The following is a 20,543-nucleotide window of genomic DNA, read 5'->3' as shown; positions in this document are numbered from 1 at the left end:
TGCAAAGTAGCTGCAAATTAAATATAATGAAACTAATCTGAGTAAAACTCAGCCAAATAAAAGGAGGAAATTCAAAATGGCTAAAGCTAAATTTGAAAGAAGTAAGCCACACGTTAACATCGGTACAATCGGACACGTTGACCATGGTAAAACAACTTTAACAGCTGCAATCACAAAAACTCTTCATGAAAGATATGGCTTCGGTGAAGCTGTAGACTTCGCGAACATTGATAAAGCTCCAGAAGAAAGAGAACGTGGTATCACAATCTCTACTGCTCACGTTGAGTACGAAACTCCAGCTCGTCACTACGCACACGTTGACTGTCCAGGACATGCTGACTACGTTAAAAACATGATCACTGGTGCTGCTCAAATGGATGGTACAATCCTTGTATGTGCTGCTACAGACGGTCCTATGGCTCAAACTCGTGAACATATCTTATTATCACGCCAAGTTGGTGTACCATACATCGTTGTTTTCTTAAACAAATGTGATATGGTAGATGACGAAGAATTATTAGAATTAGTTGAAATGGAAATTCGTGAATTATTAAATGAATACGAATTCCCAGGCGATGACACACCAGTTATCCGTGGTTCAGCTCTTCAAGCTCTTAACGATCCAATGGGTCCATGGGGAGATAAAATCGTTGAATTATTCGAAATCATCGATGAATACATCCCAACTCCAGAACGTGACGTTGACAAACCATTCCTTATGCCAGTAGAAGACGTATTCTCAATCACAGGTCGTGGTACAGTTGCTACAGGTAGAGTAGAATCAGGTGTTCTTAAAGTTCAAGACGAAATCGAAATCGTTGGTATCCAAGAAGAAACTCGTAAAGTTGTTTGTACAGGAGTAGAAATGTTCCGTAAACTTCTTGAACAAGCTGAAGCTGGTGATAACATCGGTGCACTTCTTCGTGGTGTTCAAAGAACAGATATCGAACGTGGTCAAGTACTTTGTAAACCAGGTTCAATCACACCTCATAAAAAATTCAAAGCTCAAGTATACGTTCTTAAAAAAGAAGAAGGTGGCCGTCATAAACCATTCTTCTCAAACTACAGACCTCAGTTCTACTTCCGTACAACTGACGTAACAGGTGTAATCACATTACCAGAAGGTACAGAAATGTGCATGCCTGGCGATAACGTTGAAATGACAATCGAGTTAATTCACCCAATCGCTATGGCTCAAGGTTTACGTTTCGCTATCCGTGAAGGTGGACGTACAGTTGGTTCTGGTGCTGTTGCATCAATCATCGAATAATTTATACCTTGAGTATAAAAAGCACATCCCTAGGGATGTGCTTTTTTAATATCTATTTTTATTTATATTTCATATTCGCCTATAATGTCTATAAAGCTTATAAAGGAAATGTGTTGGATTGAAGTATAGAGCGATAGGAGTAGGTTAAGAGATAAATCAGCTGTAAATTGTTCTATAAGTTATTTTATAAGTTGCTAATAGAATATTATAGAGATCTTTTTTAGTGAAGATTTAAAAGTGTGATTTATATTAATAGTCTTTATAAAAGGGAATTTCTTCTATATGAAGAAAGGGAAATGAATTGTACTAATAGAGGATAGAGTTAAAGGGCATTCCCCTTGAAGAAGAGTTAAGAAGAAGAAGAGAGCCAATACTAAACGAGTTGTATCATCTGTAAAGGATAATATGTAATAGATACTTTAAGTGTCTAATAAGAATAAGAAAATTACCAGATGATTACACTTTAAAAATCTAAAATAAGTACTATAATATACAGTATGACTCGCAAAAAAGTAGTCTGAACAAGTTGGAAAAAATTATCTTATAAAAAAACAAAAAAAACCTTGTAATACCAAAAAATATCATGTATAATCAACTTGTTGTGACATTGAGAACGATGATCCAGAAGGTTGTTGCTTAGTAATAAGCAGATTTCTGAGGAGCGAATGTCCGGTTCATGAAACCAGACGACAAGTCACTGTATCATTTATATTAGGTCGACAAATTTATAAGTATGTAGGGGTTATCTCTATGTGCAAAAATAAGTTTGTGAAACACCTGGATGAGTGTACAGTCACCACTAGTCGTGCTGCTTCAAATAAAGTACGAAAAGGAGGGGACTTTTTTTATGGCAAGCCCAAAAATCCGTATCACATTAAAAGCTTATGATCACAAATTAATCGATCAAACTGCAGCGCAAATCGTTGATATTGCGAAAAAAACTGGAGCTACAGTAAGTGGACCAATCCCACTTCCAACTAAAAAGGAAGTAGTAACAATCTTACGTGCGGTACACAAATATAAAGACTCTAGAGAGCAGTTCGAAATGAGAACTCATAAGAGATTAATCGACGTAGAAGCTACACCAAAAACTGGTGATGCATTAATGCGTCTTGACTTACCAGCTGGTGTTGATATCAAAGTTGACGCTAGATAGTAAGTAAGAAACACACACTAGGACGGTTATTAATCGTCTAGTATGATTACCCTAAGTTGGTAATCCGCTGTAGATATTAGGAGGTGTAAAGGATGAAAAAAGCAATTTTAGCTAAAAAAATTGGTATGACACAAATTTTTGATGAAGCTAACAACTTAATCCCAGTTACAGTATTAGAAGCTGGCCCATGTACAGTAGTACAAAAGAAAACAGTTGAAAACGATGGATACGAAGCGATCCAAGTAGGTTTCATCGATGCTAAAGAAAAACAACTTATTAAACCAGAAAAAGGTCACTTTGCAAAAGCTGGTGTTACTGCTAAAAAACACTTAAAAGAATTCCGTTTAGAAGATACTGCTGCTTACGAAGTAGGCGCTGAAATCAAAGCTGACGTATTCGTAGCTGGTGACAAAATTGACGTTGTAGGTATCTCTAAAGGTAAAGGTTACCAAGGCGCAATTAAAAAGTATGGTCAAAGTCGTGGACCAATGGGTCACGGTTCTAAATCACACAGAGTTGCAGGTTCTATGGGAGCTGCTACAAGCCCAGGTCGTGTAATGAAAGGTAAAGGTCTTCCATCACATATGGGTAGCGTTCAAATTACAGTTCAAAACCTTGAAGTTGTAAGAGTAGATGCAGATAAAAACTTAATCCTTGTAAAAGGAGCTGTTCCAGGTTCAAAAGGAACAATCATCACAATCAAAGACAGCGTTAAAGCTTAAGGCTGCTTGAGAAAGGAGGAACAAAGATGGCAAACGTATCTGTTTTAAATATGAACGGACAACAAGTTGGTGAAGTTGAATTAAAAGATTCAATCTTTGCTGTAGATGTAAAAGAAAATTTAGTTCACTCTGCTGTATTAGCATACCTTGCTAACAGAAGACAAGGAACTCAAAGTGCTAAAACACGTGCTGAAGTACGTGGCGGTGGTAGAAAACCATGGAAACAAAAAGGTACAGGTAGAGCTAGACAAGGTTCTATTCGTTCACCACAATGGACAGGTGGTGGGGTAGTATTTGCTCCAAAACCACGTGATTACTCATTCAAAATGAACAGAACAGAAAAATTACTTGCTCTTAAATCAGCTCTTACAACAAGAGTAAATGAAAGCAAATTTATCGTATTAGATGAATTAACATTAGCTGAAGCTAAGACTAAAGCAATGGTAAATGTATTAAATGCATTAAACCTTAACAAAGCTTTAATCGTAACTGAAGATAAAGTATCTGAAGGTAGAGCTACAGATAATAGTAAAAACGTTATGTTAGCAGCTCGTAACATCCAAAATGTTAAAACTGCAAACGTAAACAACATTAACGTATACGACATCTTAAAATACGATACAGTTGTAGTAACAAAAGAAGCATTAGCTAAAATTGAGGAGGTGTACGCATAATGGCAGATTTAAAATTTTATGACGTCATTTTAAAACCAGTCGTTACTGAAAAAAGTATGAACGATATGGCAGAAAAGAAATATACATTCCTAGTACACCCAACTGCTACAAAATCTCAAGTTAAAGATGCAGTAGAAAAAATGTTTGACGGCGTTAAAGTAGACAAAGTAAACACTATGAATTACGATGGAAAAACAAAACGTCGTGGAAGAACAGTTGGAAAAACTAACAAATACAAAAAAGCAATCGTAAAACTTACAGAAGCAAGTAAAGACATTGACTTTTTCCAAGGAATGTAGTTAAATAGAAAAAGATGAAACACACGGCTATGTGTAACGTAAACGATTGAAAGGAGTGAAACAGTATGGGTATCAAAAAGTACAGACCTTATACCCCTTCTAGAAGACATATGACTTCTTCAACATTTGAAGAAATCACTAAAACAACTCCTGAGAAATCTTTAATTGTAACATTAAAGAAAAATTCAGGGAGAAACAACCAAGGTAAAATCACTGTTCGTCACCGTGGTGGCGGTTACAAGTTAAAATACAGAGTAATCGACTTCAAACGTAATAAAGATGGCATTCCAGCTACAGTAGTAGGTGTTGAATACGATCCAAACAGAACAGCAAACATCGCATTACTTAGCTATGCAGATGGTGAAAAACGCTACATTTTAGCTCCTCTTGGATTACAAGTTGGACAAAAAGTAATGAGCGGTGAAACAGCAGAGATCCGTGTAGGTAATGCTCTTAGAATGAGAGATATTCCAGTGGGTCAAACAATCCATAACATTGAAATGAAACCAGGTAAAGGTGGACAATTAGTTCGTTCTGCTGGTATGTCAGCTCAACTTATGGCTAAAGAAGGTAAATACGCAACAGTTAAACTTCCATCAGGAGAAATGCGTTTATTACCAATCGATTGTAAAGCTACAATTGGACAAGTTGGTAACATTGATCACGAACTTATCACAATTGGTAAAGCTGGACGTAAACGTCACATGGGTATCCGCCCAACAGTTCGTGGTTCTGTAATGAACCCTAACGATCACCCTCATGGTGGTGGGGAAGGTAGATCTCCAATTGGACGTCCAAATCCATGTACTCCTTGGGGTAAACCTGCTCTTGGATACAAAACAAGAAAGAAAAACAAACATTCAAATAAATATATTGTACGTTCACGTAATAAATAAATTTAAGTATTTGAAAGGAGGCATCTATAATGGCTCGTTCAGTTAAAAAAGGACCATTCGCAGATCAACACTTACTTAAAAAAATCGATGCAATGAATGCTGCAGATGAGAAAAAAGTAATTAAATCTTGGTCACGTCGTTCAACAATCTTCCCAACAATGGTAGGACATACAATTGCCCTTCATGATGGTAGAAAACATGTTCCTGTATTCATTACAGAAGATATGGTAGGACACAAACTTGGTGAATTCGCGTTAACAAGAACTTACCGTGGACATGGTAAAGACGCAGAGAAAAAATCAAGAGTTCGCTAATAAATAATATCGGAAGGAGGTCTTACGATGGCAAAAGGACATAGAACCCAGATAAAAAGAGAAAGAAATCAAAATAACGATAGAAGACCAAGCGCTAAAGTAACATTCGTACGTGTTTCTAGCACAAAAGCTAAAATCGTGCTTGATCAAATCAAAGGTAAAGACGTGCAAACAGCACTCGCTATCTTAGCATACACTCCAAGATATGCTGCTGACGTTATCGAAAAAGTATTAAAATCAGCTATCGCTAATGCAGAGCACAACAATTCTATGGATGTAAGCAAATTATTTGTTGAAGAAGCATACGCAACACAAGGACCAACACTTAAAAGAATCCGTCCTCGTGCTCAAGGCCGTGCTTACAGAATCGACAAACAAACAAGCCACATTACAGTGGTATTAAATGAGAGATAAGGAGGTTAGGTATGGGCCAAAAAGTAAATCCTCATGGATTAAGAGTAGGCGTTATTAAAGACTGGAGCGCAAAATGGTACGCTGATAAAACAGACTTTGCTAACTACCTAGTAGAAGATAACAAAATTAGAAATTATATCAAAAAGAAACTTTACAGTGCTGGCATCGATAAAATTGATATCGAAAGAATGTCAAAACGCGTAAGAGTTCATGTTCACACATCAAAACCAGGTATTGTAATTGGTAAAGGTGGAGCATCTATCGATGCACTTCGTAAAGAAGTAGAGAAACTTACAACTGCAAAAGTTTCTATCAACATCGTTGAAGTTAAACGTCCAGAAACTTCTGCTCAATTAACAGCAGAAAACATTGCACTTCAATTAGAAAACCGTGTATCTTTCCGTAGAGCTATGAAACAATCTATCGGTAAAGCTCAAAAATTCGGTGTTAAAGGTATTAAAGTTGCATGTTCAGGCCGTTTAGGTGGTGCTGAAATGGCACGTACAGAACAATATTCAGAAGGTACAATTCCACTTCAAACATTAAGAGCTGATATTGAGTATGGATTTGCTGAAGCAGATACAACATACGGTAAAATCGGTGTTAAAGTATGGATGTATAAAGGAGAAGTACTTCCTCAAAAAGCTAAAAAGGAAGGGAGCGATAACTAATGTTAATGCCTAAAAGAGTTAAACGTCGTAAACAGTTCCGTGGACGTATGAAAGGCCAAGCTACCCGTGGAAATAAAATCACTTACGGTGAATACGGTATTGTTGCTTTAGAGCCAAGCTGGGTTACATCAAACCAAATCGAAGCTGCCCGTATCGCGATGACACGTTACATCAAACGTGGTGGTAAAGTATGGATCAAAATCTTCCCAGATAAACCAGTAACAGCTAAACCAGCTGAAACACGCATGGGTTCTGGTAAAGGTTCTCCAGAGTACTGGGTAGCAGTAGTTAAACCAGGACGCGTTATGTTCGAATTATCAGGTGTAGCAGAAGAAATAGCAAGAGAAGCGTTAAGACTTGCAGTTCACAAATTACCTATGAAATGTAAGATCGTATCTCGTGCTGAACAAGAAATGGCAGGTGATGGTAGTGAAAACTAAAGCATTCTTAGAAGATTTAAGAGCAAAATCAGCTGAAGAATTAAATATCGAATTGGTGAATGCGAAAAAAGAACTTTTCAACTTAAGATTCCAAAACGCTACCAACCAATTAGATAATACAGCAAGAATCAAAGAAGTAAGAAAAAATATTGCGCGTATTCAAACTATTATTACACAAAAACAAGCAGTGTAATAGAGAGGAGGAGAAATCGTGGCAGAAAGAAATTTACGTAAAACATTAGTAGGTAACGTAGTTAGCAACAAAATGGACAAAACAATTACTGTTGCCGTAGTTAACAATGTAAAACATCCTCTTTACGGTAAAATCATCAAAAAAACATACAAACTTCATGCACATGATGAAAACAATGAATGTGAAATCGGTGACCGTGTAAGAGTTATGGAAACAAGACCTTTATCCAAGTCAAAACGTTTTAGACTTGTTGAAATCGTAGAAAAAGTAAAATAGTATTAGTAATCTTGAAAGGAGGGCACTTCTCATGATCCAACAAGAAAGTAGATTAAGAGTAGCAGATAATACAGGAGCTAAAGAAATCCTTTGCATCCGTGTGTTAGGTGGCTCTACAAGAAGATATGCAAGTGTTGGCGACATTATTGTAGCTACTGTTAAAGATGCAACACCAGGCGGCGTTGTTAAAAAAGGTGACGTTGTAAAAGCTGTTGTAGTTCGTACTGTAAAAGAAATTAGAAGACCAGATGGATCTTACATTAAATTTGATGAAAACGCTGCTGTTATCATCAAAGAAGATAAAAACCCAAGAGGAACTCGTATTTTCGGACCAGTTGCGAGAGAATTAAGAGATAAGAAATTTACAAAAATCTTATCACTTGCTCCAGAAGTTCTATAAGGAGGTGTAAGACGTGAAAACTAAATTAAGAAAAGGCGATAGAGTAATCGTTATTGCTGGTAAAGACAAAGGTAAAGAAGGCAATATTACTTTCATTGATCGTAAACATGGACGCGTTTTAGTTGATGGTGTTAACCAAGGGTTCAAACATCAAAAACCTAACGCTATGGGTCAAGGTGGACGTGTTGAAAAAGAATTCCCAATTCATATTTCAAACGTTGCGTACTCTTTAAACGGAGCTCCTGCTCGTTTAGGTGTAGAAATTAAAGATGACAAAAAAGTTCGTGTAGCAATTACTAAAAACGGTCGTACAGTAATTGACTAATTGGCGAAAGGAGGACGTTAGACAATGAGTAGATTAAAAGATATTTACAATGAACAAATCATCGATGCAATGGTAGAAAAGTTTGGTTACAAAAATAAACTTCAAGCTCCAAAAATCGAAAAAATCGTTATTAACATGGGTGTTGGTGAAGCGAAAGATAATGCTAAAGTATTAGAAAACGCTATCGGAGATATGGAAAAAATCTCTGGTCAAAAACCAGTTGTAACTAGAGCTAAAAAATCTGTTGCTGCTTTCAAACTTCGTGAAGGTATGCCAATCGGATGTAAAGTAACTCTTCGTGGAGAAAAAATGTATGAATTCCTTGATCGTTTAGTGAATTTAGCACTTCCACGCGTACGTGACTTCCGTGGGGTAGATGCTACAGCTTTCGATGGCCGTGGTAACTACGCTTTAGGTCTTAAAGAACAAATCATTTTCCCAGAGATCGAGTACGATAAAATCGATAAAGTTCGTGGTATGGACGTAATTATTGTTACGACAGCACACACAGATGAAGAATCTCGTGAGCTTCTTAGACAATTCGGAATGCCATTCCAAAAATAAGGAGGGTTCAAAATGGCAAAAACATCTATGAAAGTAAAGCAAGCTAGACCTGCTAAATTTTCAACACAAGCATACAGTAGATGCCGTATTTGTGGACGTCCACATGCATACATTAGAAAATTTGGTATTTGTCGTATTTGCTTTAGAGAATTAGCATATAAAGGTCAAATCCCAGGCGTTAAAAAAGCAAGCTGGTAATACCAGAAAGGAGGTAACTAAAAATGATGATGAGCGATCCAATTGCAGATATGTTAACAAGAATCAGAAACGCGAATGTTGCAAAACATGATACAGTAGAAGTTCCTGCTTCTAAAATGAAAAAAGCGATTGCTGAGATCTTATTAAATGAAGGATACATCAAAGCTTTCGATGTAACAGCTGACGGTGTTAAAGAAAATATCCGTATCACTCTTAAATACGGTAAAGATAAAAACGAAAAAGTTATTTCAGGAATTAAAAGAATTTCTAAACCAGGTCTTCGTGTATACGCAGATACAGAAAACCTTCCAAAAGTTTTAGGTGGTCTTGGTACAGCAATTATTTCTACAAACAAAGGTGTAATTGCAGACAAAGATGCTAGAAAACTTGGTGTTGGTGGAGAAGTTATAGCATTTATTTGGTAATAACAGCAAAAGTTTAAGGAGGTGCGAGCATGTCACGTATTGGTAGACTACCAATTACTGTTCCAGCAGGCGTAACTATTACTGTTAGTGAAGCTAATGTAGTAGAAGTTAAGGGACCAAAAGGAACATTAACAAAAGCATTCGATAGTGCAATGAACATTGCACTTGAAGAAAATCAAGTGGTTGTAACAAGACCAAATGATTTAAAAAGAAATAGAGCTCTTCACGGTTTAACTAGAACACTTATTGCGAACATGATCGAAGGTGTAACAAATGGTTACGCTAAAGTATTAGAAATCAATGGTGTTGGTTACAGAGCACAAAAACAAGGTAAAAAATTAGTTCTTTCATTAGGTTACTCTCACCCAGTAGAAATGGAAGATCCAGAAGGTATCACAACAACAGTTGATGGTAACAGAATCACAGTTGCTGGTATCAATAAAGAACAAGTAGGCCAATTTGCTGCTGATATCCGTTCTAAACGTGAACCAGAACCTTACAAAGGTAAAGGTATTAAATACGTTGATGAAGTAATCAGACGTAAAGTAGGTAAAACAGGTAAAAAATAATAGCAAAGGGGTGAATTAAATGATCAATAAACAATCACGTAGTAAAGTTCGTGTTCAAAAACATAGAAGACTTCGTAACAAGATTGAAGGTACAGCTCAAAGACCAAGACTTGCAGTTTTCAGAAGTGAAAAACACATCTATGCTCAAATTATTGATGACGTAAAAGCTGTAACATTAGTATCAGCATCTACAGTTCAAAAAGATCTTGGTATTAAAGTTGGTTCTAACGTAGAAGCAGCAGTAGCTGTTGGTACTGCAATTGCTAAAAAAGCACTTGCTAACGGTATTGAAGAAGTAGTATTTGACCGTGGTGGTTTCTTATATCATGGTAGAGTAAAAGCATTAGCAGACGCAGCTCGTGAAGCTGGGTTACAATTCTAGTAAAGGAGGGACAGACGGTGGCTAAAAAACTCAATATTAATCCAAATACTTTGGAATTAAAAGAAAAAGTTGTTACTATTAAACGTGTAACAAAAGTAGTTAAAGGTGGTCGTACATTCCGTTTCTCTGCTTTAGTAGTAGTAGGAGATGGAAACGGACACGTAGGTGTAGGTTTAGGTAAAGCTATGGAAATTCCTGATGCAATCAGAAAAGGAATTGAAGATGCTAAGAAAAACCTTATCTTCGTAGAAAGAAACGATGCAGATAGTATCTACCATGAATTTGTAGGTACATTCGGTAGTGCAAACGTTCTTCTTAAACCAGCTAAAGAAGGTACTGGAGTTATCGCAGGTGGTCCAGCTCGTGCTGTACTTGAACTTGCAGGTATCCGTAACATCAGAACTAAATCTTTAGGTTCAAATAACAAGAAAAACGTTGTTCACGCAACAATCGAAGGTCTTGCAGCATTAAAAACTCCAGCAGAAGTTGCTAAACTTCGTGGAAAAACTGTTGAAGAGCTTCTAGGATAGGAGGAATAGTCAGTGGCTAATTTAAAAGTAACTTTAGTAAGATCCACAATCGGGGCAATTCCAAAACATAAAAAAACTATCGAAGCGCTCGGATTAAGAAAAACAAATAGTTCAAACATTCACCAAGATAACGCAGCTATCCGTGGTATGGTTGAACAAGTTAAACATTTAGTTAAAGTTGAAGAAATCAACGAATAATTGTAGATTTAGCAAAAGGAGGTGCGACGCATGAATTTAAGCTCATTAAGACCAGCTGAAGGTTCAAAAAGAGACTCTTTCCGTACAGGTAGAGGACATGGTTCAGGTAACGGTAAAACAGCCGGTAAAGGACATAAAGGACAAAAAGCAAGAAGTGGTGGCGGTGTAAGACCAGGTTTTGAAGGGGGACAAATGCCTCTTTACAGAAGACTTCCAAAACGTGGTTTCACAAATCGTAACAGCAAAGATATCGTAGGTATCAATGTTGATATGTTAAACCGTTTCGAAGATGGAGCTGTTGTTACAGTAGACGCTATGGTTGAAGCAGGAATTGTTAAAAACACTAGAGATGGTGTTAAAATCCTTGCTAAAGGCGATCTTACTAAAAAATTAACAGTACAAGCAAATGCATTTAGTGCAGGTGCAATCGAAAAAATTGAAGCTGTGGGTGGAAAAGCAGAGGTGATGTAGGTTGTTTAAGACTCTTAAAAATGCATGGAGTGTACCAGAACTGCGAAAAAAGATAATTTTTACCCTATGGATGTTTGCCTTAATTAGAATAGGAGCTCATATTCCTGTTCCAGGCATCAATCCGGATGCTGTACAGCAAATGTTAGGAGCGAATTCTAACAACATGTTAGGACTTATGAATGCAATCACAGGTGGTGCATTCAGCCAAATGGCACTTTTTGCCTTTGGTGTAGGTCCTTACATCACAGCGTCAATCATTATCCAACTCCTCACTATCGCTATTACTAGACTAGAAGAGATATCAAAAGAAGGCGAAGATGGACGTAAAAAAATCAACAAGTATACTAGATATTTAACATTAGTAATTGCCATGATGCAATCAGGTGCAACAACACTTATGTTATATAGAAGTAATGTATTAGTTGAAAAAAGCGTAATAGTATTTGCCCTTGCATTTATTTCATTTATTGCAGGCTCTATGTTAGTAATGTGGATAGGTGAACAGATCACACAAAAAGGTATTGGAAATGGTATTTCATTAATTATCTTTATTAATATCGTATCTAGACTTCCACAAGCAGCTACAAGCCTACTAGCATATGATAATTATGTAAAAGTTGCTATTCTATTATTATTCTTTATTGTTATTATTGGTTTCACTGTGGCTATGTCACTTGGTGAAAGAAGAATTTCAGTTCAATATGCAAAACGTGTAGCAGGTAGAAAGGTATATGGTGGTCAATCACAAAATATACCAATCAAAGTAAACTTAGCTGGTGTACTTCCAGTTATCTTTGCAATGTCACTTATCCAATTCCCTGAGATTATAACAGGTTTATTTGTTAAAAATCCAAGTGAATTCTGGGCAACTGCTATTGAGTGGCTTAGATGGACTCATCCATTTGGAGGAACACTTTATGTCATTTTAATCTTTGCATTTGCATTCTTCTACTCAACAATAGCATTTAATCCAATAGATATAGCATCTAACCTCAAAAAAGGTGGCGGTTTTATCCCAGGTATTAGACCAGGAAAACCAACATCTGAGTACCTTTCAAAGGTTGCAACACACATTACATTAATGGGAGCAATATTCTTAGCAATATTAGCTTTAACTCCTCTCTTACTTGGTGCTATCTTTAGTATGCCAATTCAGTTTGGAGGAACATCATTACTTATCGTAGTTGGTGTTGCACTTGAAACAATTAAGCAATTAGAATCACAAATGCTAATGCGCCATTATAAAGGATTTCTATAAGAATTAGATTAGGGGGTTGCCGTAATGAGATTAATATTATTAGGTGCACCTGGAGCAGGTAAAGGCACACAAGCAGAAATGCTTATGAAACTATACAATATACCAACGATCTCAACAGGAAATATTTTTAGAGAACATATTTCTAAAAATACTCAGTTAGGTCAAGAAGCAAAAAAATACATGGATGAAGGCAAATTGGTACCAGATGAGCTCGTAATTGAACTTGTCAAAGATCGTATAGTTCAAGAAGATTGTGATAATGGCATGATCATGGATGGTTTCCCAAGAACTATACCACAAGCAGAAGCATTCGATGCTATGCTTAAAGAGATCAATAGACCAATTGATGCAGTAGTTGATGTAGAAGTACCAGACGAAGCGATCATTGAGCGTATGGCTGGTAGAACTGTTTGTCCTAGCTGCGGCGCTTCTTATCACAAATTATTCAAAGTAGAAACAGTACCAGGTATTTGTAATGAATGTTCTACTCATCTTGTTCAAAGAGAAGATGATAAAGAAGATACAGTTAAGAAAAGATTAGAAGTTTATCATGCACAAACTAAACCTCTTATCAATCATTACGAAGCGCAAGGGAAAGTCCTTGTAATTGACGGTGTTGGTACAGTAGAAGAAGTTAGTGCAAGGGTAAAGAAAGCATTAGGAGTGAACTAAAATGCCAATTCCCATTAAATCCGACGCGGAAATTAAGTTAATGCAAGAGTCAGCTCAAATACTCATTGAGGCACATGAACTGGTGGCAAAGCATATTAGACCCGGTGTAACAACAAAAGAATTAGACCAGGTGGCTTATAAGTTCATAACAAGTAAACACGCTATACCTTCTTTTAAAGGTTACTGTGGTTACCCAGCATCAGCGTGTATATCCATTAATGAGGAAGTTGTACATGGTATTCCAGGTGCAAGGAAAATCAAACAAGGCGACATAGTAAGTGTTGATCTTGGGGTATACTATAAAGGATACCATTCTGATGCAGCTAGAACGTATCCAGTCGGAGATGTATCACCTGATGTTTTGAAGCTAATTGAAGTTACAAAGCAGTGTTTCTTTGAAGGACTAAAATATGCAAAAGCTGGCAATCATTTAGGACAAATATCCCAAGCTATCGAGGACTATGCAAAATCCTTCGGATATGGTGTAGTACGCGATTTAGTGGGTCATGGAATTGGGAAAGAATTACATGAGGAGCCACAGGTACCTAACTATAAGGCACCTGGGCGCGGTGTAAAACTTGAAAAAGGCATGGCACTTGCTATTGAACCTATGATTAACTTAGGAACATGTCAAGTAAGATGTTTAGACGATGATTGGACTTTTGTCACTAGAGATGGACTGCCATCTGCGCATTATGAAAATACTATAGTAATTACAGATGATGAGCCACTCATTTTAACGCTCAGATCGGAAGAAGAGGGCGAGAAATGATTGGAATGTTAGAAGTAGGTCAAATAGTGTTTTCAAAAAGTGGAAGAGACAAAGGCAGATCTTTTATAGTGGTTAGTGTAGAAGAAGAATATGTGTACCTTGCTGATGGAGATTTGCGTAAAGTAGAGAACCCAAAACGTAAGAAAAATAAACATATTCAAAGAACCAATGATGTTATCGATTGGATCAAACAAAAAATAATCGAAGAAAACGTATCGAATGCGGATATCCGTAAAGGAATTAAAGAGTATTTGATAAAGACTTCTATATAGAGGAGGTTTGTAACTTGGCAAAAGGTGATGTTTTTGAAGTAGAGGGAACAGTGATAGAAAAGTTACCAAATGCGATGTTTCAAGTAGAGATTGAAGGCGGACATAAGATCTTAGCTCATATCTCAGGTAAACTTCGTATGAATTTTATCCGTGTTTTACCGGGTGATAAAGTAACTGTGGAACTTTCTCCATATGATTTAACCAAGGGACGAATTATTTGGCGTTCTAAATAAATGGTAAACGGAAAGGAGAGCAGAAAATGAAAGTACGCCCATCTGTTAAAAAGATATGTGAAAAATGTAAAGTAATCAAAAGAAAAGGCCGTGTTTGCGTTATCTGTGAAAATCCAAAACACAAACAAAAACAAGGTTAATGCTTTACAAATGCATTGATTTATGTCACAAAATCATATATAATATGATTTTGTGAGTTAACTAAAAAGCGGCTGCGGCATTTCATGGTAAAATGCTGTATTATATATATATCAACCAATAGGAGGTGCAATCTGAATGGCACGTATTGCAGGTGTAGACTTACCAAAAAATAAACGTGTTGAAATTGGTCTTACTTATATCTATGGTATAGGTCGTCCAAGTTCTCGTAGAATCCTTACAGAAGCAGGTATCAATCCAGATACACGCGTTAAGGACTTAACTGATGATGAGGCTAACAAAATCCGCGAAATCATCGAGAAAACTCAAATGGTTGAAGGTGACCTTCGTCGTGAAATCGCCCTTAACATTAAACGATTAATGGAAATCGGATGCTATAGAGGAATTCGTCATAGACGTGGCCTTCCAGTAAGAGGACAAAAAACTAAAACGAATGCTCGTACACGTAAAGGTCCTAAGAAAACAGTAGCTAATAAGAAAAAATAGTTAAATAAAGGAGGTTAAGATCTCATGGCAGCAGCAAAAAAAGCGGCAAAAAAGGGTACAACTCGTAGACGTCGTGATAGAAAACATGTAGAACGTGGTATGGCTCATATCCAATCTACTTTCAATAATACAATGGTTACATTAACTGATACAAACGGCAATGCTCTTTCATGGGCAAGTGCAGGTGGCCTTGGTTTCAGAGGTTCTAGAAAATCAACTCCATATGCAGCTCAAATGGCAGCTGAAACAGCAGCTAAAGCAGCAATGGAACACGGTTTAAAATCAGTTGAAGTAATGGTAAAAGGTCCAGGATCCGGACGTGAAGCAGCTATTCGTGCGCTTCAAGCAGCTGGTTTAGAAGTAACATTAATTAAAGATGTAACTCCTGTACCACATAACGGATGTCGTCCACCAAAACGTAGAAGAGTGTAATAGGAGGTGTAAATAGAAATGGCTAGATATATCGGAGCGAAATGTAAACAATGTCGTCGTGAAGGTAAAAAATTATTCTTAAAAGGCGAAAGATGCTACACAGCAGCTTGTGCTATTGAAAGAAGACCATATGCACCAGGTCAACATGGTCAACAAAAAACAAAATTATCTGAGTACGGCTTACAGTTACGTGAAAAACAAAAAGCTAAAAGAATCTATGGTGTTCTTGAAGGTCAATTCAGAACATACTTTGAAAAAGCAGATGCACAACCAGGCATCACAGGTGAGAACTTACTTCGTAACCTTGAACTTCGTTTAGACAACGTAGCTTACCGCTTAGGTCTTGGACGTTCTCGTACAGAAGCTAGACAAGTTGTTCGTCACAACCTTGTTACAGTTAACGGTAAAAGAGTTAACATTCCATCATACCAAGTTAAAATTGGTGATGTAATTGAAGTTAAAGAAGATGCTAAAAGCTTCGAACGCTTCAAACAAATCACTGAAGTAACAGGTTCTCGTATTGTACCAGAATGGTTAGAAGCTGATATCGAAAACTTAAGAGGAACTGTTAAAGCAGCTCCTGCAAGAGATCAAATCGATACAGATATCCAAGAAACACTTATCGTTGAGCTTTACTCTAAGTAATAGTTCGTCACCCTCAAAAGACTATTTTAATATTAAAGGAGGGTTTATCGGGTGTTGGAATTTGAAAAACCACAAATTGAGATTAAAGAAATGTCACCTGACGGTAAATACGGTTGTTTTGTTGTAGAACCTTTAGAAAGAGGATATGGGACTACCCTAGGGAATGGATTACGTAGAATCCTTTCTTCTTCTCTTCCAGGTTCTGCAGTAAGCAGCGTAAAAATTGAAGGCGTACTACACGAATTCAGCAGTATCCCAGGTGTTAAAGAAGACGTTCTTGAAATCCTATTAAACATTAAAGGTCTTGCTATCAAAGACATTAGTGATAATATGGAACCAAAAGTAGTTTACATTGAAGCTACAGGTGAGGGCACAGTGACAGGCGCAGACATTAAATGTCCAGCTGAAATTGAAATCCTTAATCCAGAACATCATATCGCTACATTAAATGGCGGTTCAAACTGTCGTTTATATATCGAACTCACAATCACTAGAGGTCGTGGATACATCGGTACTAATAAACTTAAAAAGACAGATTTACCAATCGGAGTTATTCCAGTAGATGCAAGTTACACTCCAGTAGAGCGCGTAAACTTTACTGTAGAGGATACTCGTGTTGGTCAACAAACTGACTACGATAAACTTACATTACAAGTATGGACAAATGGTACTTTAAAACCTGATGAAGCAGTTAGCTTAGCTGCTAAAGTATTAAGTGAACATTTAAATCTTTTCATTGATTTAAGTGAAAATGCACGTAATGCTGAAATCATGGTAACTAAAGAAGATGACTCCAAAGAGAAAACACTTGAAATGACTATCGAAGAGTTAGATCTTTCTGTTAGATCATTCAACTGTTTAAAACGTGCAGGTATCAACACTGTTGAAGACCTTACAAATAAAACAGAAGATGAAATGATGAAAGTACGTAACTTAGGACGTAAATCATTAGAAGAAGTGTTCCAAAAACTTGAAGAGCTTGGATTTGCATTAAAACCAAGCGAAGATTAGTGACAAACTAAAGGAGGTTAAGGCATGGCTCAAAGAAAACTTGGACGTAATGCAGCTGGACGTAAAGCATTACTTCGTAATCAAGTAACAAATCTCTTATACCATGGTAAGATCAAAACTACTACAGCAAAAGCTAAAGAGATTCGCAAGATTGCTGAAGGCTTAATTGCAATGGCTGTACGTGAAAAAGATAACTATGAAGAAGTAAAAGTTACTGCTAAAGTTGCTAAAAAAGACGTTAACGGTAAACGCGTTAAAGAAGTTGTAGATGGCAAAAAAGTAACTGTATTTGAAGAAGTAGAAAAAACAATCAAAAAAGATAGCGCTACTCGCTTACATGCAAGAAGACAAATGTTAAAGGTATTATACCCTGTAACAGAAGTTCAAGCTAATAAGAGAAGACAAGCTAAATCTGTTGATTTAACAGATAAATTATTCAGCGAAATCGCTCCTAAATACGCAGACCGTAATGGTGGTTACACAAGAATCATCAAAATCGGACCTCGTAAAGGTGACGGTGCTGAAGAAGTTATTATTGAATTAGTATAATGTCCAGGGATTAAGAATTTGCTCTTAATCCCTTTTCTCTATTTATTTTTAAATATCTATTTACATGAGTAGATTATCCTTGTATCTTAAAAAGGGTGTATAGCCTATTTATTTAAGTAGATATAGATGTGTAAGTATATAGAAAGAGGAATGTACATGAAGAATATAGTAGAAGCTAAAGATTTAACATTTGAGTACTTAATTCATGATGACCAAGGTAAAGTAGAAGATACGATTATTGCTTTGGATCATATTAATGTAACTATTAAAGAAGGTGAATTTGTAGCGGTACTTGGACACAATGGTTCTGGTAAATCTACTTTTGCCAAACATCTGAATGGTATTTTATCCCCTAAATCAGGAATGTTATGGGTTAATAATATTGACCTAAGTAATGGCGAGCATATATGGGAAGTACGTAAAGATGTGGGAATGGTATTTCAGAATCCAGATAACCAGATCGTTGCAACGATTGTGGAAGAAGATGTAGCCTTTGGTCCAGAAAATTTAGGAGTAGAGCCTAGTGAAATTAGAAAGCGTGTAGATGAAGCTATCCATACAGTAGAGATGGATGACTATAAACGTGTATCACCTAACCAATTATCGGGTGGGCAGAAGCAACGTATTGCTATTGCTGGTGTTATAGCTATGCAACCTAAATGTATTATTTTTGATGAATCTACAGCTATGCTAGATCCTATAGGCCGTTCCCAAGTTATGAAGACTATGCAAAAGCTGAATAAGGAGCAAGGTATTACTATTATTCATATTACACACTACATGCAGGAGGCTATTTTAGCTGATCGTATTATTGTTATTGATGAAGGTAAGGTATTACTTTCAGGTTCTCCGAAGGAAGTTTTCAAAAATGTAGAGGAAATTAGAAGAATAGGTTTAGATGTACCAGATTCTACTTATCTTATCTATCTCCTCAGACAAAAAGGGTATGATTTAGATCCAACCTTATTAACAACAAAGGAGGTTGTAGATGCAATATGGCAATTAAAATCAAACAACTAACACATATTTATAATGAAGGAACGCCTTTTGAGAAAGTAGCTCTTCATGATGTTAACCTGCATATAAAAGATGGAAGCTTTTTAGGGATTATTGGACATACAGGTTCTGGAAAGAGTACACTTATTCAGATGTTTAATGGGCTTTTAAAACCTACAAGAGGAGAGGTATATGTCAAAGGGATTAATATTCATGAAGATGGCGTAGATAAAAAACATATTAGACAATCCGTAGGTCTTGTATTCCAGTACCCAGAATACCAACTTTTTGAAATGACTGTATATGATGATGTAGCTTATGGACCTAAGAACTTAGGGCTAGAGGGAGATGCATTAAAGGAAAGAATAGAATCTTCTTTAAAAGCGGTAGGTTTAGATGAAGAGTTTTGGCAGAAGTCGCCTTTTGAATTATCAGGTGGACAGAAAAGACGTGTAGCCATAGCAGGTGTGTTGGCTATGAACCCAGATATCTTAATTTTAGATGAGCCTACAGCAGGACTTGATCCTAAGGGGAGAGAAGAACTGTTTAGTCAATTAAAAGAGATGCATGAAACAAGGCATTTAACCATTGTACTTATTTCACATAGTATGGAAGATGTAGCACGTTATGTAGAAGAGCTTATTGTACTTTATAGAGGTGAGATTGCCTTTAAGGGAGATACAAGAGAAGTCTTTAAGCATAGAGAAAGACTAGAAGAGATAGGTCTTGGCGTACCACAAATTAGACATATTATGGATGCATTAAAGGAAAAAGGCATGTTAGTAGATACAGATGTATTAACTGTAGAAGAAGCAGCAAGTAAGCTTATAGCTTGTTTAGAGAAAGAGGTGAATAACGCATGATACGAGATATTACGATAGGTCAGTATTATCCAATTAACTCACCTGTGCATAAGCTTGATCCTAGAACTAAGATTCTTCTGACGTTTGCTTATATTATTGCACTCTTTTTCGTAGATACTGTATGGGGATACTTAGGTGTATTCTTAGCATTAGCACTAGCTATTAAAGTAAGTAAAGTACCTGTTAAATACATGCTAAAAGGACTAAAGAGTATTGTGGTCATTTTACTCTTTACTGTTGTACTGAATGTGTTCTTTACAACAGGTGAACATACTATTGTAGACTGGGGTTTTATACGCATTACATGGGAAGGGATTTTCTTTGCACTTGAAATGGGAACGAGATTAATCCTACTTATTGTGGGAAGTTCACTTCTGACATTAACGACTTCACCTATTCAGCTTACAGATGGTATAGAAAGTTTATTAATGCCATTTACAAAGATTCATGTGCCAGCGCATGAAATTGCTATGATGATGAGTATCTCATTAAGATTTATTCCTATTTTATTAGAGGAAACAGATAAGATTATGAAGGCTCAGACAGCAAGAGGTGCTGACTTTGAGAGTGGTAATATTATGCAACGTGCGAAAGCTATGATTCCAATTATGGTGCCATTATTTATTTCTGCATTTAGAAGGGCAGAGGATTTAGCTATGGCTATGGAAGCTAGGTGCTACCAAGGGGGAGCGGGGAGAACGCGTATGAATAAGTTAGAGTACCACAAAGGAGACTTTCTAGCCTTTGGATTTGGCGTGCTTTATATTGTAATGTGTATTGTGTTATAAGATTAAAAGATAAAAAAAGA

Annotated in this window: 36 protein-coding genes; all 36 read left to right on the top strand. The window is 36.6% G+C overall.

Annotation, left to right across the window (positions count from 1 at the left end; translation table 11 throughout):
• Nucleotides 1–76: 76 nt before the first annotated feature.
• The 36 genes from tuf to H8718_RS08865 all read left to right on the top strand — a co-directional run bounded on the left by tuf (nucleotide 77) and on the right by H8718_RS08865 (nucleotide 20,523).
• Nucleotides 77–1,270 carry an elongation factor Tu gene (tuf, locus tag H8718_RS09040; protein WP_177670694.1) on the top strand — a complete coding sequence of 398 codons (1,194 nt, stop codon included), beginning with the start codon at nucleotides 77–79 and terminating at the stop codon, nucleotides 1,268–1,270.
• 847 nt (nucleotides 1,271–2,117) lie between these two features.
• Nucleotides 2,118–2,426: a 30S ribosomal protein S10 gene (gene rpsJ / locus H8718_RS09035; RefSeq protein ID WP_053983227.1), complete on the top strand. Its 309-nt coding sequence runs from the start codon at nucleotides 2,118–2,120 to the stop codon at nucleotides 2,424–2,426.
• A 92-nt stretch (nucleotides 2,427–2,518) separates the two neighbouring features.
• On the top strand, nucleotides 2,519–3,148 hold the full coding sequence (gene rplC, locus H8718_RS09030; protein ID WP_177670695.1) for a 50S ribosomal protein L3: 630 nt from the start codon (nucleotides 2,519–2,521) through the stop codon (nucleotides 3,146–3,148).
• A gap of 26 nt (nucleotides 3,149–3,174) precedes the next feature.
• Nucleotides 3,175–3,822 carry a 50S ribosomal protein L4 gene (rplD, locus tag H8718_RS09025; RefSeq protein ID WP_177670697.1) on the top strand — a complete coding sequence of 216 codons (648 nt, stop codon included), beginning with the start codon at nucleotides 3,175–3,177 and terminating at the stop codon, nucleotides 3,820–3,822.
• Complete coding sequence (gene rplW, locus H8718_RS09020; RefSeq protein WP_177670699.1) at nucleotides 3,822–4,121, top strand: 50S ribosomal protein L23; 300 nt, start codon at nucleotides 3,822–3,824, stop codon at nucleotides 4,119–4,121. Before rplD ends, rplW begins: the two co-directional genes overlap by 1 nt.
• Nucleotides 4,122–4,186: 65 nt before the next feature.
• Entirely contained in the window at nucleotides 4,187–5,017 is an 831-nt protein-coding gene (gene rplB, locus H8718_RS09015) for a 50S ribosomal protein L2 (RefSeq protein WP_177670701.1), read from the top strand.
• A gap of 29 nt (nucleotides 5,018–5,046) precedes the next feature.
• Entirely contained in the window at nucleotides 5,047–5,331 is a 285-nt protein-coding gene (gene rpsS / locus H8718_RS09010) for a 30S ribosomal protein S19 (RefSeq protein WP_177670703.1), read from the top strand.
• 27 nt (nucleotides 5,332–5,358) lie between these two features.
• Nucleotides 5,359–5,745: a 50S ribosomal protein L22 gene (rplV, locus tag H8718_RS09005; RefSeq protein ID WP_177670705.1), complete on the top strand. Its 387-nt coding sequence runs from the start codon at nucleotides 5,359–5,361 to the stop codon at nucleotides 5,743–5,745.
• An 11-nt stretch (nucleotides 5,746–5,756) separates the two neighbouring features.
• Nucleotides 5,757–6,416 (top strand): 30S ribosomal protein S3, encoded by a 660-nt coding sequence (gene rpsC, locus H8718_RS09000; protein ID WP_177670707.1) that lies wholly within the window; start codon nucleotides 5,757–5,759, stop codon nucleotides 6,414–6,416.
• Nucleotides 6,416–6,856, top strand: coding sequence for a 50S ribosomal protein L16 (gene rplP, locus H8718_RS08995; protein ID WP_177670708.1), 441 nt, complete (start codon nucleotides 6,416–6,418; stop codon nucleotides 6,854–6,856). The genes rpsC and rplP overlap by 1 nt, the downstream gene beginning before the upstream one ends.
• The gene (gene rpmC, locus H8718_RS08990; RefSeq protein WP_249332643.1) at nucleotides 6,846–7,049 is read left to right on the top strand and encodes a 50S ribosomal protein L29; all 204 of its coding nucleotides are present in this window, start codon (nucleotides 6,846–6,848) and stop codon (nucleotides 7,047–7,049) included. Before rplP ends, rpmC begins: the two co-directional genes overlap by 11 nt.
• A gap of 18 nt (nucleotides 7,050–7,067) precedes the next feature.
• Nucleotides 7,068–7,325, top strand: a complete 258-nt coding sequence (gene rpsQ / locus H8718_RS08985; protein ID WP_177670710.1) for a 30S ribosomal protein S17 — start codon at nucleotides 7,068–7,070, stop codon at nucleotides 7,323–7,325.
• 31 nt (nucleotides 7,326–7,356) lie between these two features.
• Complete coding sequence (gene rplN, locus H8718_RS08980; protein ID WP_177670712.1) at nucleotides 7,357–7,725, top strand: 50S ribosomal protein L14; 369 nt, start codon at nucleotides 7,357–7,359, stop codon at nucleotides 7,723–7,725.
• Nucleotides 7,726–7,738: 13 nt separating this feature from the next.
• A complete protein-coding gene (gene rplX, locus H8718_RS08975; RefSeq protein WP_177670714.1) occupies nucleotides 7,739–8,050 on the top strand; it encodes a 50S ribosomal protein L24 in 312 nt (103 codons plus the stop codon).
• Between the two features lie 24 nt (nucleotides 8,051–8,074).
• A complete protein-coding gene (gene rplE, locus H8718_RS08970; protein WP_177670716.1) occupies nucleotides 8,075–8,614 on the top strand; it encodes a 50S ribosomal protein L5 in 540 nt (179 codons plus the stop codon).
• A 12-nt stretch (nucleotides 8,615–8,626) separates the two neighbouring features.
• Nucleotides 8,627–8,812, top strand: a complete 186-nt coding sequence (locus tag H8718_RS08965) for a type Z 30S ribosomal protein S14 (protein WP_177670718.1) — start codon at nucleotides 8,627–8,629, stop codon at nucleotides 8,810–8,812.
• A gap of 23 nt (nucleotides 8,813–8,835) precedes the next feature.
• On the top strand, nucleotides 8,836–9,237 hold the full coding sequence (gene rpsH / locus H8718_RS08960; protein ID WP_177670720.1) for a 30S ribosomal protein S8: 402 nt from the start codon (nucleotides 8,836–8,838) through the stop codon (nucleotides 9,235–9,237).
• A 29-nt stretch (nucleotides 9,238–9,266) separates the two neighbouring features.
• Nucleotides 9,267–9,806 carry a 50S ribosomal protein L6 gene (rplF, locus tag H8718_RS08955; protein WP_249332642.1) on the top strand — a complete coding sequence of 180 codons (540 nt, stop codon included), beginning with the start codon at nucleotides 9,267–9,269 and terminating at the stop codon, nucleotides 9,804–9,806.
• A gap of 19 nt (nucleotides 9,807–9,825) precedes the next feature.
• Complete coding sequence (gene rplR, locus H8718_RS08950) at nucleotides 9,826–10,188, top strand: 50S ribosomal protein L18 (RefSeq protein ID WP_249332641.1); 363 nt, start codon at nucleotides 9,826–9,828, stop codon at nucleotides 10,186–10,188.
• Between the two features lie 17 nt (nucleotides 10,189–10,205).
• Nucleotides 10,206–10,718 (top strand): 30S ribosomal protein S5, encoded by a 513-nt coding sequence (gene rpsE, locus H8718_RS08945; protein ID WP_177670727.1) that lies wholly within the window; start codon nucleotides 10,206–10,208, stop codon nucleotides 10,716–10,718.
• 12 nt (nucleotides 10,719–10,730) lie between these two features.
• Nucleotides 10,731–10,916, top strand: a complete 186-nt coding sequence (rpmD, locus tag H8718_RS08940) for a 50S ribosomal protein L30 (protein WP_177670729.1) — start codon at nucleotides 10,731–10,733, stop codon at nucleotides 10,914–10,916.
• A gap of 30 nt (nucleotides 10,917–10,946) precedes the next feature.
• Nucleotides 10,947–11,387 carry a 50S ribosomal protein L15 gene (gene rplO, locus H8718_RS08935; RefSeq protein ID WP_177670731.1) on the top strand — a complete coding sequence of 147 codons (441 nt, stop codon included), beginning with the start codon at nucleotides 10,947–10,949 and terminating at the stop codon, nucleotides 11,385–11,387.
• Nucleotide 11,388: 1 nt separating this feature from the next.
• Nucleotides 11,389–12,645, top strand: coding sequence for a preprotein translocase subunit SecY (secY, locus tag H8718_RS08930; RefSeq protein WP_249332640.1), 1,257 nt, complete (start codon nucleotides 11,389–11,391; stop codon nucleotides 12,643–12,645).
• 24 nt (nucleotides 12,646–12,669) lie between these two features.
• Nucleotides 12,670–13,317 (top strand): adenylate kinase, encoded by a 648-nt coding sequence (locus tag H8718_RS08925; RefSeq protein WP_177670735.1) that lies wholly within the window; start codon nucleotides 12,670–12,672, stop codon nucleotides 13,315–13,317.
• A gap of 1 nt (nucleotide 13,318) precedes the next feature.
• Nucleotides 13,319–14,089: a type I methionyl aminopeptidase gene (gene map, locus H8718_RS08920; RefSeq protein WP_249332639.1), complete on the top strand. Its 771-nt coding sequence runs from the start codon at nucleotides 13,319–13,321 to the stop codon at nucleotides 14,087–14,089.
• Nucleotides 14,086–14,361 (top strand): KOW domain-containing RNA-binding protein, encoded by a 276-nt coding sequence (locus H8718_RS08915; RefSeq protein WP_249332638.1) that lies wholly within the window; start codon nucleotides 14,086–14,088, stop codon nucleotides 14,359–14,361. Before map ends, H8718_RS08915 begins: the two co-directional genes overlap by 4 nt.
• 14 nt (nucleotides 14,362–14,375) lie before the next feature.
• Nucleotides 14,376–14,594 (top strand): translation initiation factor IF-1, encoded by a 219-nt coding sequence (gene infA, locus H8718_RS08910; RefSeq protein WP_177670739.1) that lies wholly within the window; start codon nucleotides 14,376–14,378, stop codon nucleotides 14,592–14,594.
• A 26-nt stretch (nucleotides 14,595–14,620) separates the two neighbouring features.
• The gene (gene rpmJ / locus H8718_RS08905) at nucleotides 14,621–14,734 is read left to right on the top strand and encodes a 50S ribosomal protein L36 (protein WP_010167328.1); all 114 of its coding nucleotides are present in this window, start codon (nucleotides 14,621–14,623) and stop codon (nucleotides 14,732–14,734) included.
• A 136-nt stretch (nucleotides 14,735–14,870) separates the two neighbouring features.
• Complete coding sequence (gene rpsM / locus H8718_RS08900) at nucleotides 14,871–15,239, top strand: 30S ribosomal protein S13 (RefSeq protein WP_177670741.1); 369 nt, start codon at nucleotides 14,871–14,873, stop codon at nucleotides 15,237–15,239.
• A 24-nt stretch (nucleotides 15,240–15,263) separates the two neighbouring features.
• The gene (gene rpsK, locus H8718_RS08895; RefSeq protein ID WP_053983255.1) at nucleotides 15,264–15,671 is read left to right on the top strand and encodes a 30S ribosomal protein S11; all 408 of its coding nucleotides are present in this window, start codon (nucleotides 15,264–15,266) and stop codon (nucleotides 15,669–15,671) included.
• An 18-nt stretch (nucleotides 15,672–15,689) separates the two neighbouring features.
• The gene (gene rpsD / locus H8718_RS08890; RefSeq protein ID WP_177670743.1) at nucleotides 15,690–16,316 is read left to right on the top strand and encodes a 30S ribosomal protein S4; all 627 of its coding nucleotides are present in this window, start codon (nucleotides 15,690–15,692) and stop codon (nucleotides 16,314–16,316) included.
• Between the two features lie 51 nt (nucleotides 16,317–16,367).
• A complete protein-coding gene (locus H8718_RS08885) occupies nucleotides 16,368–17,327 on the top strand; it encodes a DNA-directed RNA polymerase subunit alpha (RefSeq protein ID WP_177670745.1) in 960 nt (319 codons plus the stop codon).
• A 24-nt stretch (nucleotides 17,328–17,351) separates the two neighbouring features.
• Nucleotides 17,352–17,876 carry a L17 family ribosomal protein gene (locus H8718_RS20960; protein WP_177670747.1) on the top strand — a complete coding sequence of 175 codons (525 nt, stop codon included), beginning with the start codon at nucleotides 17,352–17,354 and terminating at the stop codon, nucleotides 17,874–17,876.
• Between the two features lie 156 nt (nucleotides 17,877–18,032).
• Nucleotides 18,033–18,896, top strand: a complete 864-nt coding sequence (locus H8718_RS08875) for an energy-coupling factor transporter ATPase (protein WP_249332637.1) — start codon at nucleotides 18,033–18,035, stop codon at nucleotides 18,894–18,896.
• Nucleotides 18,872–19,735: an energy-coupling factor transporter ATPase gene (locus H8718_RS08870; RefSeq protein WP_177670750.1), complete on the top strand. Its 864-nt coding sequence runs from the start codon at nucleotides 18,872–18,874 to the stop codon at nucleotides 19,733–19,735. Before H8718_RS08875 ends, H8718_RS08870 begins: the two co-directional genes overlap by 25 nt.
• The gene (locus H8718_RS08865; protein ID WP_177670752.1) at nucleotides 19,732–20,523 is read left to right on the top strand and encodes an energy-coupling factor transporter transmembrane component T family protein; all 792 of its coding nucleotides are present in this window, start codon (nucleotides 19,732–19,734) and stop codon (nucleotides 20,521–20,523) included. Before H8718_RS08870 ends, H8718_RS08865 begins: the two co-directional genes overlap by 4 nt.
• Nucleotides 20,524–20,543: the final 20 nt, after the last annotated feature.

This window comes from Zhenhengia yiwuensis (assembly GCF_014384995.1).
In the GTDB taxonomy this organism is placed as follows: domain Bacteria; phylum Bacillota; class Clostridia; order Lachnospirales; family Cellulosilyticaceae; genus Zhenhengia; species Zhenhengia yiwuensis.
The sequence above is the reverse complement of the archived record's forward strand: the minus strand, read 5'-3'. Positions and strand labels throughout refer to the sequence as shown.